A 13,793-nucleotide genomic window follows, 5' to 3' on the forward strand; every position below is an offset into this window, starting at 1 on the left:
GATGGCACGGACCACAGACCGCAAGAAGCGCGGCGGACGCCCCGACGAGGGGCAGAACCCGACGGCGAAGGACATCGTCCTCGACGAGCTCGAGGAGGAGTACGACTTCACGCCGACCGAGGCCGACGGCGACATGTTCGGCGGAGCGCCGGCGAAGAAGGCCGAGAACTTCTGGCCGTCGTTCAAGCGGCTCATGGGCCTCCTCAAGCCGGAGTGGCTCGGGATGGCCTGGGTCACCCTGCTCACGGTGGTGTCGGTCGTGCTCGTCGTCATCGCGCCGAAGATCCTCGGCGATGCCACCAACGTCATCTTCCGGGGCGTGATCTCGTCGCAGCTGCCCCCGGGCGTTCCCGTCGATCAGGTGATCCAGCAGCTGCGCGCCAGCGGGCAGGGCCAGCTGGCCGACGTGATCGCCGGCTCGGGCGTGACCACAGGCGAGGGCATCGACTTCACGGAGCTCGGACGCCTCCTGCTCATCGTGCTCGGGATGTACCTCGTCGCCTCCCTGCTGCAGTGGTGGCAGGGCTACCTGCTGAACGCGCTCGTGATGCGGGTGGTCTACGGGCTGCGCAAGGACGTGGAGGCGAAGCTCAACCGGCTGCCGCTCAGCTACTTCGATACCCGGCAGCGCGGCGACCTCATGTCGCGCGTGACCAACGACGTCGACAACATCCAGACGGCCCTGCAGCAGGCGTTCTCCCAGCTGATCCAGTCTGTGCTGATGGTGATCGGCATCGGGATCATGATGTTCATCGTGTCGTGGCAGCTCGCCCTGATCGCGCTCATCTCCATCCCGCTCTCCGGCGTGATCGCCGGCGTGATCGGGTCGCGCTCGCAGAAGCTGTTCACCGCGCAGTGGGCCTCCACCGGCGCGCTCAACGGCCACATCGAGGAGTCGTACTCCGGTCTCGACCTGGTGCGCGCCTTCGGTCGCGACGAGGTCATGCTGGCCGAGTTCGACGCCCGCAACGCGAAGCTGCACAGGGCGCAGGTGGGCGCCCAGTTCGTCTCCGGCAGCATCATGCCGGCGATGAACTTCGTCTCCTACCTCTCCTACGTGCTCATCGCGGTCGTCGGCGGACTCAAGGTCGCCGCCGGCCAGCTGACCATCGGCGACGCCACCGCGTTCATCCAGTACTCCCGGGAGTTCTCGCAGCCGATCGGGCAGATCGCGGGCATGGCCAACATGCTGCAGTCGGGTGTGGCTTCGGCCGAGCGAACGTTCGAGTTCCTCGACTCGGAGGAGCAGCTGCCTGAGACGCCGACCCAGCACCTCCCGGAGCGTGCCGACGGCCGGGTGGAGCTCGACAAGGTCGACTTCTCGTACGACCCGACGACGCCGCTCATCCAAGACCTGTCGCTCAGCGTGCAGCCGGGCAGCACCGTCGCGATCGTAGGCCCGACCGGGGCGGGCAAGACCACCCTCGTCAACCTGATCATGCGGTTCTACGAGCTGAACAGCGGCACCATCCGGCTCGACGGCATCGACACCACCCAGCTGTCGCGGGACGAGCTCCGCGGCCAGGTCGGGATGGTGCTGCAGGACGCGTGGCTGTTCTCCGGCACGATCCGAGAGAACATCCGGTACGGGCGCCTCGAGGCGACCGACGACGAGGTGATCGAGGCGGCGAAGGCCACCATGGTCGACCGCTTCGTCCGTCAGCTGCCCGACGGCTACGACACCGTCATCGACGCGGAGGGTGGAAACGTCTCTGCCGGTGAGCGCCAGCTCATCACCATCGCCCGGGCGTTCATCGCCAATCCGTCGCTGCTCATCCTCGACGAGGCGACGTCGTCGGTCGACACCCGGACCGAGCTGCTCGTGCAGCACGCGATGGCGGCGCTGCGCACCGACCGGACCTCTTTCGTCATCGCGCACCGCCTGTCCACCATCCGCGACGCGCACACCATCCTCGTGATGGAGCACGGCCGGATCGTGGAGCAGGGCGACCACGCGACCCTCCTCGAACGGCGCGGCGCCTACTACGACCTGTACATGACGCAGTTCCGCGGCGACGACGCGGAGGCCGAGGCCGAGCAGCAGGGCGCGCCCGGCGTGGCAGAAGAGGTCGCCGCACCGTAAGGGTGGCGCGCGGACCGCCGAGTGGGGTTGAGGCGGTCCGCACGCCAGCCACCAGTGAACAACCGCCGCGGCACCGGGTCACTCTCGTTGACACCGGTGCCGAGGCGTGCGGCTAGACCGAACCGTGCAGGGGTCGCAGCCGGGAGCGACCTCGTACACCCTTTTGCTAGGCATGTGAACGAGTTGTCCCCCCGATTCGGACGCCGTACAACAGGAGCATGACGAAAGACGAGCGCGCCTCCCTGCCTCCCGGGCCCGACTTCTCCTATGGCGGGTACACGGTGCGGCTGGAGCCCGAGCACGGGCGGACGGGACGCTGGCGCGTCATCGACGACGAGAGCTACTACGGGCTGGTCGCGGCGGCCGAGCCGCTCCGCGGGGAGCCGGAGGTCCACTTCGCCGCGCACTTCCCGGGCGAGGAGGACATCCCGCCCATGAAGATCGTGCCGCTGTGGACGCTCGCGGTGGAGTTCCTGCTGGATGCGGGCAAAGGCGAGGCGCTATGGGGCCTCCCCGACGACCGCACGGCGCCGCATCCCATCGTCGCTGACGAGCTCGCGCCACCGACCGGCCCGGTCGAGACGCAGGATGCCGCCCACGCGCAGAAGCCCTCGCAGTAGCGGCGGCCGGGGGTGACGATGGAAGCGGGACGCACGAGAGGCCCGGAGTCATGCGACTCCGGGCCTCTCGTCGATCGTGCTCCGGCTAGGCGGAGACTCCGATCGCGAAGCTGACGGCACCCTGGTCGTCGACCTGGGCGTCGAGCACCTTGTCGTCGAGGACCTCGGCTGCCTGCGTCTCGAGGAAGATGCGGGCCCCGCCCGACTCGACCACCTGGTCCGAAGCCTCCGGCTCCGGGGTGACCGCGGCGGCGAACGCCGTGGCGTCGGGGTTGCTGCTGCTGATGCGCAGACCCGCGGACTCGTCCGGGGACTGGTCGGTCAGCGTCTTCACGATGGTGCTGGCGTTCTCGGTGAGGGTGAGCATGTGCTCTCCTTCCTATCGATGGTCCAGGAGTCGCCTACGTTCCCGCGCCCTCCCGCCGATCGCAACCGGCTTGGAGGCCATTGCCAGGGAACGTTCACGGGCCTCTACTCGAAGGCCTTCACGAGCTCGCGGTCGAACGCGTCGAGGTCGTCGGGCTTGCGCGACGAGACGAGCGTGAACGGGCCGTCGTCGACCACGACCTCCTGGTCGACCCAGGTTGCTCCCGCGTTGCGGTAATCGGTCTGCAGGCTCGGCCAGCTGGTCAGCGTCCGGCCGCCCACGACGCCCGCCTCGATCAGCACCCAGCCGCCGTGGCAGATCACCGCGATGGGCTTGCCGGCCGCCGCGAAGTCCTTCACCAGCGACACCGCCTCGGGAAACGTCCGGACCTGGTCGCCGTTGGCGACACCGCCGGGGAGGACGAGGGCGTCGAACTGGTCGGCGCTCGCCGAGGCGAGGGTCACATCCACGGGAAAGGTGTCGGCCGGGGTCAGGTGGTTGAAGGCCTGCACCTCGCCCTCCTCCTTCGACACCAGCTGAGGGGTGCCGCCGGCATCGGTCACCGCCTTCCACGGTTGCACCAGCTCGGCCTGCTCGATGCCCTCCGGACCCACCAGGAACGCGATCGTCTTGTTCGTCAGTGCCATGTTGCTTGTCTCCTTCCGTCCCCACACCTGTACGCCGGGGGCACGGCAGAATGAACCCATGGCGAGCATCCCGCAGCTGACTCTCAACGACGGCAACACCATCCCGCAGCTGGGCTTCGGCGTCTACAAGATCCCGGAGGCCGAGACGGCGGAGGCGGTGGTGACGGCGCTGGAGGCGGGCTACCGCCACATCGACACGGCAGCGTTCTACGAGAACGAGCGCGGTGTCGGGGAGGGGGTGCGGAGGAGCGGGCTCGACCGGTCCGACGTGTTCGTCACCAGCAAGGTGTGGTGGACGGACAACGGGTACGACTCGACCCTGCGGTCGTTCGACGCCAGTCTCGAGCGGCTCGGCTTCGACACGATCGACCTCTTCCTCATCCACTGGCCTGCCCCGCGCAGCGACCGGTACGTGGAGACGTGGCGGGCCTTGGAGCGCGTGCGCGCGGAGGGCCGCGCCCGCTCGATCGGGGTGGCGAACTTCCACACGCACCATCTCGACCGGCTGGCGCGGGAGACCGACACGGTGCCGGCGGTGAACCAGGTGGAGCTGCACCCCTGGCTGCCGCAGGCCGAGGTGCGGGCGTACGACGCGGCGCATGGGATCGTGACCGAGGCGTGGTCGCCGCTGGCGCGCGGGCGCGTGCTCGGCGACCCGACGCTGGATGCGCTCGCCGCGAAGCACGGGGTGACCCCGGCGCAGGTGGTGATCCGGTGGCAGCTGCAGCTGGGCAACGTGGTCATCCCGAAGTCGACATCGCCGGAGCGCATCCGGTCGAACATCGACGTCTTCGGCTTCGAGCTGGACGCGGACGATCTGGCCGCCATCGCCACGCTGGAATCCGGGGAGCGCACCGGCAAGGACCCCGACGACCTGGGCTGAGCCCGGCGGCGGCCGGCCGCGTCCTCCGATCGAGCGCGCCTACGCTGCGGCCCGCGCGACCGGCTGCCGCAGGATGGTCCGCAGCTTCTCCGGCGCGGTCCGCCGGGCGTCGTTCAGGTAGATCTCATGGTGGCGGCCGGTGATGGTGAATCCCGACTCCGGGATGAACACGTCGTGCAGCTCCGCCAGCACCGGCGCCTCGTCGTCGTAGGAGCCGACGTGCAGGGTCTGCACGCACAGCCCCTCGTCCAGGGTCTCCACGCGCAGTGCGTCCAGCGCCGGTGCGCCGCCGCGACTCCTCACCGTTGCGCGTGCCTGCTCGACGTGGTCGTCGGTGATCCAGTCGGGGATGAGGTTCAGCGCGGTCCAGTCCCACTGCGATTTGTCCCGTGCCGTGGTGAAGGACGCCATGTCCTCGGCCCACCACAGCGCCTCCAACGGCATGACCGTGTAGTCGCGGTCGAGCTCTCTCTTGCTGAGGAACTTCAGCGCGTAGGCGAGCGGGAAGATCGTCTGCAGCGCGTCGCGATACTGCTCCGACGTGTTGGGATCCCCGTGGCCGTCGATCATCAGGTAGCGGAGGGGCGGCACGGTCACCAGCTCGAACCGTCCGCGCCGCGGGGCGTAGAGGCCCAGCTCCTTCTTCAGATCGCTCTTCACGGCATCCCCCGTCGTACCGTCACTCGCCCGACGGATGGGCCCCGATGACGTCGAGGAGCCACGCGAGGGCGAACGCCCGCTCGCGCCAGGCGGCGTACCGCCCGGAGACCCCGCCGTGACCGGCCGCCATCTCGATCTTGAGCAGCGGGTCCGCATCCACTTCGCGCAGCTTCGCCACCCACTTCGCGGGCTCGACGTAGAGCACCCGGGTGTCGTTGAGGCTCGTGATCGCGAGGATGCGCGGGTAGTGCGTCGCGTGCACGTTCTCGAGCGGCGAGTACGACTTCATGTAGTCGTAGACCTCGGGGTCGTGCAGCGGGTCGCCCCACTCGTCCCACTCGATCACGGTGAGCGGGAGGGACGGGTCGAGGATGCTGGTCAGCGGATCGACGAACGGCACCTCGGCGAGGATGCCGGCGAAGTCGCGCGGCGCCAGGTTCGCCACGGCGCCCATGAGCAGCCCTCCGGCGCTGCCGCCCTGGGCGGCCAGGCGCGACGGCTCCGTCCATCCCCGGTCGACCAGGTGGCGGGCGGCCGCGATGAAGTCGGTGAAGGTGTTCTTCTTGTGCAGCTTCTTGCCGTTCTCGTACCAGAGCCGTCCCAGCTCGCCGCCCCCGCGCACGTGCGCGATGGCGAACACGACGCCGCGGTCGAGCAGGCTGAGGCGCGGGATGCTGAACGACGGGTCCATGCTGGCCTCGTACGACCCGTAGCCGTACAGCACCAGCGGAGCCGGCTCGCCGGGCGTCACCAGGTCGCGGCGGTACACGAGCGAGATCGGCACGCGCGCTCCGTCCGGGGCGGTCGCCCACTCCCGGCGCTGCTCGAAGAGCGAGGCGTCGAACGTTCCGAGCACGGGCTGCTGCTTGCGCAGCGCGAGCTCCCCGGTGCGCACGTCGTAGTCGTACACGGTCGACGGGGTGACGAAGCTACCGTAGCCGAGGCGCAGGAAGGGCTGGGTCCACTCCGGGTTGCCGCCGACGCCGACGGTGAAGAGCTCCTCGTCGAAGTGCAGCTCGTGCGGAGTGTCGTCGGCCGGCTTCCCGCTCTGCGGGTCGGGCACGCAGGCGACGGCGACCCGCGTCATCCCATCGCGGCGGTACTCGACGCTGACGAAGTCGCGGAACGCATCCACGCCCTCGATGCGCACGGCCGGATCGTGTGCGAGGAGAACCCGGCGGGGTCCCTGCGGATCGTCCGCCGAGACGCTGACGAGCTCGAAGTTGATCGCGCCGTCGTTGTGCACGACGAGGAGGCGGTCGTGTCCGCCGACGATGGCGTGCTCGACGTCGTACTCGACGCCCTCCTTCCGCGGCCAGACGACGCGGAACTCGCCGGTCGGGTCGTCCGAGCGCAGCAGCCAGGCCTCGCTGGTGATGTTCGACCCGGCCTCGATGACGAGGAACCGTCTGCTCCGGGTGAGGCCGACGCCGATCCAGTAGCGCTCGTCCGGCTCGTGGAAGACCTGGGTGTCACCGGCGTCCGGTGCGTCGCCGACCCGGTGCCGCCAGACGGTGTCGGGGCGCCAGGACTCGTCGACCGTCGTGTAGAAGATGTACGCGCCGGTCTGGTCGAAGAGCGCGCCGCCCGCGGTTCCCTCGATCTCGTCGGGGAAGGTCGCGCCGTCGTCGATGAGGGAGCGGACGCGGAGCGTGTAGCGCTCGTCGCCCTCGGTGTCGACGGCCCAGAGCAGGCGCGTCCCGTCGGCGCTCACGTCGAAGCTTCCGAGCGCGTAGAAGTCGTGGCCCTCGGCCTCCGCGTTGTCGTCGAGCAGGATCTGCTCGCCCGGAAGGCCGTTGCGCTGGGCAGCCTCGTCGAGTGTCGGCGGCACCCAGTCGTCGGCCGACGCGATGGGGGCACGGCAGTGGATGCCGTACTGCTTGCCCTCGACCGTGCGGGTGTAATACCACCAGTCGCCCTCGCGGACGGGAACGCTCAGATCGGTTTCGCGGGTGCGCGCCTTGATCTCGTCGAAGATCTGCTCGCGCAGCAGCGCGAGGTGCTCGGTGCGGGCGTTGGTGTACGCGTTCTCCTCGTGGAGGTGCGCGATGACGGCCTGATCGTCCTTCTCGCGCAGCCACTCGTAGTCGTCGACGTAGACGTCGCCGTGGTGGAGGCGTTCGACGGGCTTCTTGGGCGTGACCGGCGGGGTGAGCATGTGCCCAGGCTATCGGGCGGTGCCCACCCCGGACCCGGTCGCGGCCGACGTCACGGACGCAGCAGCACCTTGCCGACGCGTCCGGCCTCGCCGCTCGCGGCCACGGCCCCGGCGATGTCGTCCAGGCCGTGGATGCCGGCGACCGGCAGGGTCAGTGTGCCGTCCTGCAGGCGGGCGAACAGCTCCTGGAAGAGCCGGCCGCGCTGGTCGGCCGGCATCTCGCGGCTGACGACGCTGCCCCAGAATCCCTTGACGGTTGCCTGCTTGAAGATGATGTCGCCGGAGGCCAGCTCGAGCGTCGGGGACGCCATGGCGCCGAACACGACGAGCGTGCCGTTCTCCGCGAGCGTGGAGAGCACATCTCCCGCCGCCGAACCGCCGACGGAGTCGACGCCTGCGGTGATCGGGGCGCCTCCGGTGATCTCGGCGAGCCGGTCGCGCCAGTCCGCGTCGTCGGTGGCGACGACCCGCTCGATGCCCTGGGCGCGCAGCTCCTCCACGCCGGCGGACCGGCGGACGAGGCCGACGACGTTGAGCCCGCGTGCGGTGCCGAGCTGGGCGACCATCCGGCCGACGGCGCCGTTCGCCGCGTTCTGGATGAGCCAGTCGCCCTCGCTCAGGCCGAGCGACTCGAGCAGGCTGATCGCGCTGAACGGCATCGACACCAGCTGGGCGGCGGACTCGTCGGGGAGACCGTCGGGGACGGGGATGAGCCCGGCCGCGCGGGTGACGAAGTACTCGGCCCAGACGCCGAACGTGCCGCCGGTGACGACCCGCTGGCCGACCGTGAGCTGCTCGACGCCCTCGCCGACCGCATCCACGACGCCGAGCGCCTCGGTGCCGGCCTGAGCGGGAAGCTCGGGCTTGAAGCCGTACGTGCCGCGCACCGTCCACAGGTCGTGGTTGTGGATGGGCGAGAGCAGCATCCGGACGCGGACCTCGCCGGCGCCCGGCTGGGGGAGGGGGCGGTCTTCGACCGCGAGCACCTCGGCCGGGTCGCCGAACTCGTGGTGGACCAGGGCGCGCATCGTGGTGTCGGTCACGGCTCAGTCCTCCGAGACCGTGATGGTGACGTCGATGTTGCCGCGCGTGGCGTTGGAGTACGGGCACACCTGGTGCGCCGCGTCCGCGAGGGCCTGCGCCTGCTCGGCCTCGATCCCCGGGAGGACGACCTCGAGCAGCACGGCGAGCTGGTATCCGCCCTCGCCGTTCGGGCCGATCTCGACGCGGCCTCCGACCGACGAGCCGTCGAGCTTCACCTTCTGGCCGCGGGCCACCGCCTGCAGCGCCGAGTGGAAGCACGCCGCGTAGCCGGCGGCGAACAGCTGCTCGGGGTTGGTGCCTGCTCCCGAGCCGCCCATCTCCTTCGGAACGGCGAGGTCGAGGGCGAAGGTGCCGTCGCTGGTGGCGACGCGGCCGTCGCGGCCCGCGCCGGTCGACAGGGCTTCTGCGGTGTAGAGGACGTTCATCAGTGCCTTTCGGAGGGTGTTCTGTTGTCCGCGGGGACCGGCGGCTGCGCCGCAGCGTGCATGGTCTCCGTGAGCCGGTGGAGGGTGTCGATGAGGGCGCCGGCCGCCTGCTGGTCCGGGAGGCCGGTGCCTGCCGCGATCCGGGCGGGGATGTGGGCGAGCTCGGAGCGCAGCGCTCGGCCGCGGTCGCCGAGCGTGACCGTCACCACCCGCTCGTCGCCGGGGCGGCGCTCACGCCGGACGAGGCCGGACTGCTCCATCCGCCGCAGCAGCGGGGACAGCGTCCCGGAGTCGAGCTGCAGGTGGTCGCCGAGCGTCCCGACCGTCTGCTCGCCCTCGACCCAGAGGGTGATGAGGACGAGGTACTGCGGGTAGGTGAGCCCCCACGGCTCGAGGAGCGTACGGTACGCCTGCGTTGTGGCACGCGTGGCGGCGTAGAGCGAGAAGCACACCATCTCATCGGTCACCGGCATGCGGTAATCATTGCACGCAATTCAATTGCGCACAACTCAATGCACATCGACTTGGCACGACACGCCGTCGGCCGGCGCCCCCGGACGGCGTGTCGCGTCAACCAGGTCAGGTGCGGGCGGCGTCGAACGCGAGCAGTGCAGCGCCCGCGCGGCCGGCGTCTCCGCCGAGGGCGCTGCGGACGACCGGCGGACGCTCCCGCCAGGCCAGTCCGGCGGACATCCGCTCGCCCAGCGGCGCGAACAGCGCGTCGCCCGCGTGCGAGACTCCGCCGCCGAGCACGATCAGCCCGGGGTCGAGCAGCAGGGTCAGGATGTTGAGCCCCTGCGCGAGCACGTCCAACGCTTCCGACCACACGCGGTCGGCGAGCGGGTCGTCCCCGAGCCGCTCGACGATGCGGCGGGTGCTGAGCGCCTCCCCGCCTGCCGCCCGGTAGCGCCGGGCGACCCCGGCGCCGGACATGTAGACCTCGAGGCAGCCCCGCTGGCCGCAGGTGCACGGCTCGCCGCCCGGGATGACCGGGATGTGGCCGAACTCGCCTGCCGCTCCGGTCGCACCGGTGACGGCACCGCCGGACGAGACGAGCGCGGCGGCGACCCCGGTGCCGATCGGGACGAGGGCGAAGTCGCCGAAGCCGCGGGCGGCGCCGCTGCTGCGCTCCGCCAGCCCGGCGGCGCGCACGTCGTGTCCGACCGCGACCGGCAGGTGCAGCTCCGAGCGCAGGATGTCGAGGAGGGGCACGTCGCGCCAGCCGAGGTTGGACGCGTAGTACACCAGGCCGCGCTGCTCGTCGAGCATCCCGGGGGTGGCGACGCCCGCGCCGACGACATCGTGGCCGTCGTCCGCGGCCGTGCGGCGCAGGTCGCCGAGCAGCTCGACGAGCGCGGCGAGGATGCCGTCGGACGGCGTCGCGAGGGTCGACTCGGTCATGGTCGCGCCGTCTTCACGGACGACGGCGCCCTTCATCGCGGTCCCGCCCAGGTCGACGGCCAGGACGACCGGGAGGCCGCTCATGCGGACTGCTCGCTGGTCGCCTCGCGGACCGCGTCGACGACCGCCCGGACCACCTCGCCCGACGTGACATCGCGCTCGCCCGGGTCGTACGCCGTCGGAGCACCGGCCCCGGCGGTCGCCACCGTGTGCGGGGCGCGCAGGTGGACCTCGCCGACGCCGGTCCGCCGCACGACCTCCACCACGTTGGCCGGCCGGACGCCGCCGCCGGCCAGGATCGTCACGCGGTCGCCGGCGAGGTCGACGAGCTCCGCGAGCCCGTCCGCGCCGTCGAGCGCCGTGGCAGCTCCAGCGGACGTCAGCACCCGTGCCACACCGAGGTCGGCGAGCTGCAGGAGGGCTTCCCGCCGGTCGGCGACCTGGTCGAACGCCTTGTGGAAGGTCACCGGTGCATCGCCGCACGCGGCGACCAGGCGCCTGGTCGCATCCACGTTCACCCGGCCGTCGCTGCGCAGCGCTCCGATCACGAAGCCGACCACGACCCCCGATGGATTCGGCAGCGCACGGATCGAGTGGATGTCGTCCACCATCGCCTGCAGCTCGTCGTCGTCGTACACGAAGTCGCACGGCCGCTGACGGATGAGCACCTGGATGCCGATCCGCGTCGCCGCGCGGAGCGCCCCGGCGACGGTGCCGATGGACGGCGTGATCCCGCCTTCGCCCAGAGCCGCGCACAGTTCGATCCGGTCGGCGCCGGCCTCCTCCGCCACGCGCACGCCGGCGAGGTCGTCGAGGCAGATCTCGACGACGGTCACGCGAGGCGCTCCAGCGCGGACGTCAGGTCCGCGCCGAGCTCGATCGCGCCGACCGGCGCGCCGCCGCCGAGGACGGGGAGGTCCGTCAGGGCGCGCGCGTCCGCGATCGGGGTCCCGAGGGCCTCGAGCACACGGAGCGCGATGAGCGTCGTCGCGCGCGGGCTGCCGTCCACGATCTTCATGGCGACGGCCGTTCCGTCCGCGGCCGCGACGCCGATCACGCCCTCGGCGCCGCCCTTGGCGAGCGCGCCCGGGACGGTCTCCATGAGCGTCGTGTTCTGGTGGCCGGAACCGCCGACGTAGTAGGGGTGATCCCGCATCGCGTCCGCGACGGCCCGCTCGGGCGTGCCCGGCGCGGCCTGCACCAGGCGGCCGAACGCGCGCGCGATCCCGCGGACGCTCGTGCCGAAGAGGGGCGCGCCGCAGCCGTCGATCGCGTCGTGCCCCACCGGCACACCGGTCAGTTCGGCCATCGTGACGCGGATGTGCTGCTGGAGCGGGTGCTCCGGGTCGAGGTAGCCGTCGGTCGGCCAACCGTTCGTCGCCGCGGCGAGCAGCATCGCGGCGTGCTTGCCGGAGCAGTTCATCCGCACGCGCGAGCGCCCATCGCCGTCGCGCAGCATCCGCTCGAAGGTCGCCTCGTCCTCCGGTCGGTCGACCGGGCAGCCGAGCGCCGCGTCGTCCACGCCGGCGCGGGCCAGCAGCTCCTGGACCAGCCGGACGTGCTCGTCCTCGCCGGTGTGGCTGCCCGCGGCGATGGCCAGCTCCGGGCCGGCGAGCGGAGCGCCGGCGGTCAGGCAGCCGAGCGCCTGCAGCGGCTTCACCGTGCTCCGGGGCAGCACGACGGCATCCGGGTCGCCCAGCTCGATGAGGGGCCGGCCGGCCGGGTCGAGGGCCACCAGGCTCCCGAAGTGCCGGCTCTCGATGAGCCCGGAACGCCGGACGACGGCGAGCTCGGCCAGCTCGGCGGAGGCGGTGCGGACGGAGACGGTGGGGGCGTCAGACATGGTCGGCTTTCGAGGAATCGGTGCCGTCGTCGATGTGCTCGACGGCGACGACGGCGGGAAGCGTGGGAAGGACCGGCGGCGGCGACGAGCGGCGCCGGGATCCGCGCTGCAGCCGCGACGCGAACGCCGAGAGGCTGCCGTTGACGATCAGGTAGATCACCGTCACCGCCACATAGGTGGGGATGAGGAGGTGCAGATAGGAGGCGAGCACCTGGCCGCGGTACAGCAGCTCGGTGAAGGCGACGATGTAGCCGAGGGAGGTGTCCTTGAGGAGGCTGACGAACTGCGTCACCAGCGACGGCGTGACATTGCGCACCGCCTGGGGGAGCACGACGTACGTCATCGCCTGCACCGGGCGCATCCCGAGGCTGAGGGCCGCCTCGCGCTGCCCGCGCGGCAGGCTGAGGATGCCGGCGCGGATGATCTCGGCGAAGACCGCGGCGTTCGCGATGGTGAGCGGAACGACCAGCTTCCACAGCGTCGGGAGGTTGACGCCGATCTGCGGAAGCCCGAACAGCATGAGGTAGATGACCAGCAGCACCGGGACGGTGCGGGCGATCTCGATGTAGAGGCCGCACACGAAGCGCACCCAGCGCACCTGGCTGACCCGGCCGAGGGCCAGCAGGATGCCGAGCGCAGCACCCAGGACGGCGACGATCGCCGCCGCCTCCAGCGTCCCGAGCAGTCCGACCAGCAGGTACTGCCAGATGGCCCACTCGGTGAACGGCGCCCACCGCTCCGGGGCGAGCTGGCCGTGCGCGGCGAACTGCCAGAGGCCCAGGCCGACGATGACGGCGAAGACCGCGACGCTGACGATCGACCCGACGAGGATGTTCCGGCGGCCGCGCGGGCCGGGCACGTCGTAGATGAAGGCGGCATCGTGGCGGCGCTTCGGACGGCGGGTGCGGGCGGGAGCCGGCCGGTCGGGGATGAGCTGTGCGGTCATCGGGCGATCGCCACCTTCCGCTCGACCCAGCCGGCGGCGAGGCCGATGGCGAGGGCGATGGCCATGTAGAGGAGTCCGGCGCTGGAGAAGATCAGGATGGGCTGGGCCGCGACGAGATTCACCTTGTTGACCTCGGCGGTGAGCTCCACGACGCCGACGGCCGCGGCCAGGGCCGTGTTCATGGCGAGCGCGATCATGACGTTGCCGATCGGCTGCACGACGGCCCGCAGCGCCTGGGGGATCACCACGAAGCGCAGCGACTGCCAGAGGGTGAGGCCCAGCGCCCGGGAGGCTTCGACCTGGCCGACGGGAACGGTGTTGACGCCCGACCGCACGGCCTCGGCGACGTAGGCGGCCTCGTAGACGGTGAGCACGATGATCGCGGTCGGCGTCAGGGGCAGCAGGATGCCGGCGTCCGGGAGGGCGAACACCGCGAGGAGCAGCAGCGCCAGCAGAGGGACGTTGATGAAGAACTGCACGTACAGGAACGCGGCGGCGCGCAGCACGGGGATGGGGCTGACGCGGGCGATCGTGACCAGCACGCCGAGCACGATGGAGCCGACGCCGGCCACCACGGCCATCAGCAGCGTGGTGCCGAGTGCCTGGGCCAGCGGCCCGAGGTTGTCGATCAGGGGGTTCATCGTTCTCTCGTCGAGTGGTCGGGAGGTGGGGGGCCGGATGCGCGCGGGCCTGTGTGGGTGCCTCTCACGCGCATC

General features: G+C 71.1%; 15 protein-coding genes. 3 read left to right on the plus strand and 12 right to left on the minus strand.

From position 1 onward, the window contains the following. The first annotated feature begins 1 nt into the window (after position 1). Both BJ963_RS16090 and BJ963_RS16095 read left to right on the plus strand, forming a co-directional pair. A complete protein-coding gene (locus tag BJ963_RS16090; RefSeq protein ID WP_281363856.1) occupies positions 2–2,083 on the plus strand; it encodes an ABC transporter ATP-binding protein in 2,082 nt (693 codons plus the stop codon). 218 nt (positions 2,084–2,301) lie between these two features. Further along, complete coding sequence (locus tag BJ963_RS16095; RefSeq protein ID WP_179457522.1) at positions 2,302–2,703, plus strand: hypothetical protein; 402 nt, start codon at positions 2,302–2,304, stop codon at positions 2,701–2,703. An 85-nt stretch (positions 2,704–2,788) separates the two neighbouring features. On the opposite strand, the gene BJ963_RS16100 is transcribed toward BJ963_RS16095, so the two are convergent. Together BJ963_RS16100 and BJ963_RS16105 are read right to left on the minus strand one after the other, a co-directional pair. Beyond that, a complete protein-coding gene (locus BJ963_RS16100; RefSeq protein ID WP_089915309.1) occupies positions 2,789–3,070 on the minus strand; it encodes a Fe-S cluster assembly protein HesB in 282 nt (93 codons plus the stop codon). A gap of 104 nt (positions 3,071–3,174) precedes the next feature. Further along, positions 3,175–3,717 (minus strand): type 1 glutamine amidotransferase domain-containing protein, encoded by a 543-nt coding sequence (locus BJ963_RS16105; RefSeq protein ID WP_089915305.1) that lies wholly within the window; start codon positions 3,715–3,717, stop codon positions 3,175–3,177. Between the two features lie 58 nt (positions 3,718–3,775). On the opposite strand from BJ963_RS16105, the gene BJ963_RS16110 reads away from it, so the two are divergent. Beyond that, on the plus strand, positions 3,776–4,600 hold the full coding sequence (locus tag BJ963_RS16110) for an aldo/keto reductase (protein WP_089915302.1): 825 nt from the start codon (positions 3,776–3,778) through the stop codon (positions 4,598–4,600). A 39-nt stretch (positions 4,601–4,639) separates the two neighbouring features. Here the strand turns inward: BJ963_RS16110 and BJ963_RS16115 are convergent, their stop codons facing one another. From BJ963_RS16115 to BJ963_RS16160, 10 genes are all read right to left on the minus strand, one after another. Next, the gene (locus BJ963_RS16115; RefSeq protein ID WP_179457523.1) at positions 4,640–5,260 is read right to left on the minus strand and encodes a GyrI-like domain-containing protein; all 621 of its coding nucleotides are present in this window, start codon (positions 5,258–5,260) and stop codon (positions 4,640–4,642) included. Positions 5,261–5,279: 19 nt separating this feature from the next. Next, complete coding sequence (locus BJ963_RS16120; protein ID WP_179457524.1) at positions 5,280–7,418, minus strand: S9 family peptidase; 2,139 nt, start codon at positions 7,416–7,418, stop codon at positions 5,280–5,282. 50 nt (positions 7,419–7,468) lie between these two features. After that, a complete protein-coding gene (locus tag BJ963_RS16125; RefSeq protein WP_179458184.1) occupies positions 7,469–8,446 on the minus strand; it encodes a zinc-binding dehydrogenase in 978 nt (325 codons plus the stop codon). 18 nt (positions 8,447–8,464) lie between these two features. After that, positions 8,465–8,887, minus strand: coding sequence for an organic hydroperoxide resistance protein (locus BJ963_RS16130; RefSeq protein ID WP_089915291.1), 423 nt, complete (start codon positions 8,885–8,887; stop codon positions 8,465–8,467). Then, on the minus strand, positions 8,887–9,360 hold the full coding sequence (locus BJ963_RS16135) for a MarR family winged helix-turn-helix transcriptional regulator (protein ID WP_246298085.1): 474 nt from the start codon (positions 9,358–9,360) through the stop codon (positions 8,887–8,889). The genes BJ963_RS16130 and BJ963_RS16135 overlap by 1 nt, the downstream gene beginning before the upstream one ends. A gap of 106 nt (positions 9,361–9,466) precedes the next feature. Further along, positions 9,467–10,372 carry an ROK family protein gene (locus BJ963_RS16140; protein WP_179457525.1) on the minus strand — a complete coding sequence of 302 codons (906 nt, stop codon included), beginning with the start codon at positions 10,370–10,372 and terminating at the stop codon, positions 9,467–9,469. Continuing rightward, the gene (locus tag BJ963_RS16145) at positions 10,369–11,124 is read right to left on the minus strand and encodes a copper homeostasis protein CutC (RefSeq protein ID WP_179457526.1); all 756 of its coding nucleotides are present in this window, start codon (positions 11,122–11,124) and stop codon (positions 10,369–10,371) included. Before BJ963_RS16145 ends, BJ963_RS16140 begins: the two co-directional genes overlap by 4 nt. Then, positions 11,121–12,131, minus strand: a complete 1,011-nt coding sequence (locus BJ963_RS16150; RefSeq protein WP_179457527.1) for an asparaginase — start codon at positions 12,129–12,131, stop codon at positions 11,121–11,123. Before BJ963_RS16150 ends, BJ963_RS16145 begins: the two co-directional genes overlap by 4 nt. Continuing rightward, positions 12,124–13,077 (minus strand): amino acid ABC transporter permease, encoded by a 954-nt coding sequence (locus BJ963_RS16155; RefSeq protein ID WP_179457528.1) that lies wholly within the window; start codon positions 13,075–13,077, stop codon positions 12,124–12,126. Before BJ963_RS16155 ends, BJ963_RS16150 begins: the two co-directional genes overlap by 8 nt. Beyond that, entirely contained in the window at positions 13,074–13,718 is a 645-nt protein-coding gene (locus BJ963_RS16160; RefSeq protein WP_089915274.1) for an amino acid ABC transporter permease, read from the minus strand. The genes BJ963_RS16155 and BJ963_RS16160 overlap by 4 nt, the downstream gene beginning before the upstream one ends. Between the last annotated feature and the right edge of the window lie 75 nt (positions 13,719–13,793).

Source organism: Leifsonia soli (assembly GCF_013408745.1).
In the GTDB taxonomy this organism is placed as follows: Bacteria; Actinomycetota; Actinomycetes; order Actinomycetales; family Microbacteriaceae; genus Leifsonia; species Leifsonia soli.

Coding starts and splice junctions, on each gene's coding strand:
- BJ963_RS16090 (WP_281363856.1), top strand. CDS start 2: ATGGCACGGACCACAGACCGCAAGAAGCGCGGCGGACGCCCCGACGAG.
- BJ963_RS16095 (WP_179457522.1), top strand. CDS start 2,302: ATGACGAAAGACGAGCGCGCCTCCCTGCCTCCCGGGCCCGACTTCTCC.
- BJ963_RS16100 (WP_089915309.1), bottom strand. CDS start 3,070: ATGCTCACCCTCACCGAGAACGCCAGCACCATCGTGAAGACGCTGACC.
- BJ963_RS16105 (WP_089915305.1), bottom strand. CDS start 3,717: ATGGCACTGACGAACAAGACGATCGCGTTCCTGGTGGGTCCGGAGGGC.
- BJ963_RS16110 (WP_089915302.1), top strand. CDS start 3,776: ATGGCGAGCATCCCGCAGCTGACTCTCAACGACGGCAACACCATCCCG.
- BJ963_RS16120 (WP_179457524.1), bottom strand. CDS start 7,418: ATGCTCACCCCGCCGGTCACGCCCAAGAAGCCCGTCGAACGCCTCCAC.
- BJ963_RS16125 (WP_179458184.1), bottom strand. CDS start 8,446: ATGCGCGCCCTGGTCCACCACGAGTTCGGCGACCCGGCCGAGGTGCTC.
- BJ963_RS16130 (WP_089915291.1), bottom strand. CDS start 8,887: ATGAACGTCCTCTACACCGCAGAAGCCCTGTCGACCGGCGCGGGCCGC.
- BJ963_RS16135 (WP_246298085.1), bottom strand. CDS start 9,360: ATGCCGGTGACCGATGAGATGGTGTGCTTCTCGCTCTACGCCGCCACG.
- BJ963_RS16140 (WP_179457525.1), bottom strand. CDS start 10,372: ATGAGCGGCCTCCCGGTCGTCCTGGCCGTCGACCTGGGCGGGACCGCG.
- BJ963_RS16150 (WP_179457527.1), bottom strand. CDS start 12,131: ATGTCTGACGCCCCCACCGTCTCCGTCCGCACCGCCTCCGCCGAGCTG.
- BJ963_RS16155 (WP_179457528.1), bottom strand. CDS start 13,077: ATGACCGCACAGCTCATCCCCGACCGGCCGGCTCCCGCCCGCACCCGC.
- BJ963_RS16160 (WP_089915274.1), bottom strand. CDS start 13,718: ATGAACCCCCTGATCGACAACCTCGGGCCGCTGGCCCAGGCACTCGGC.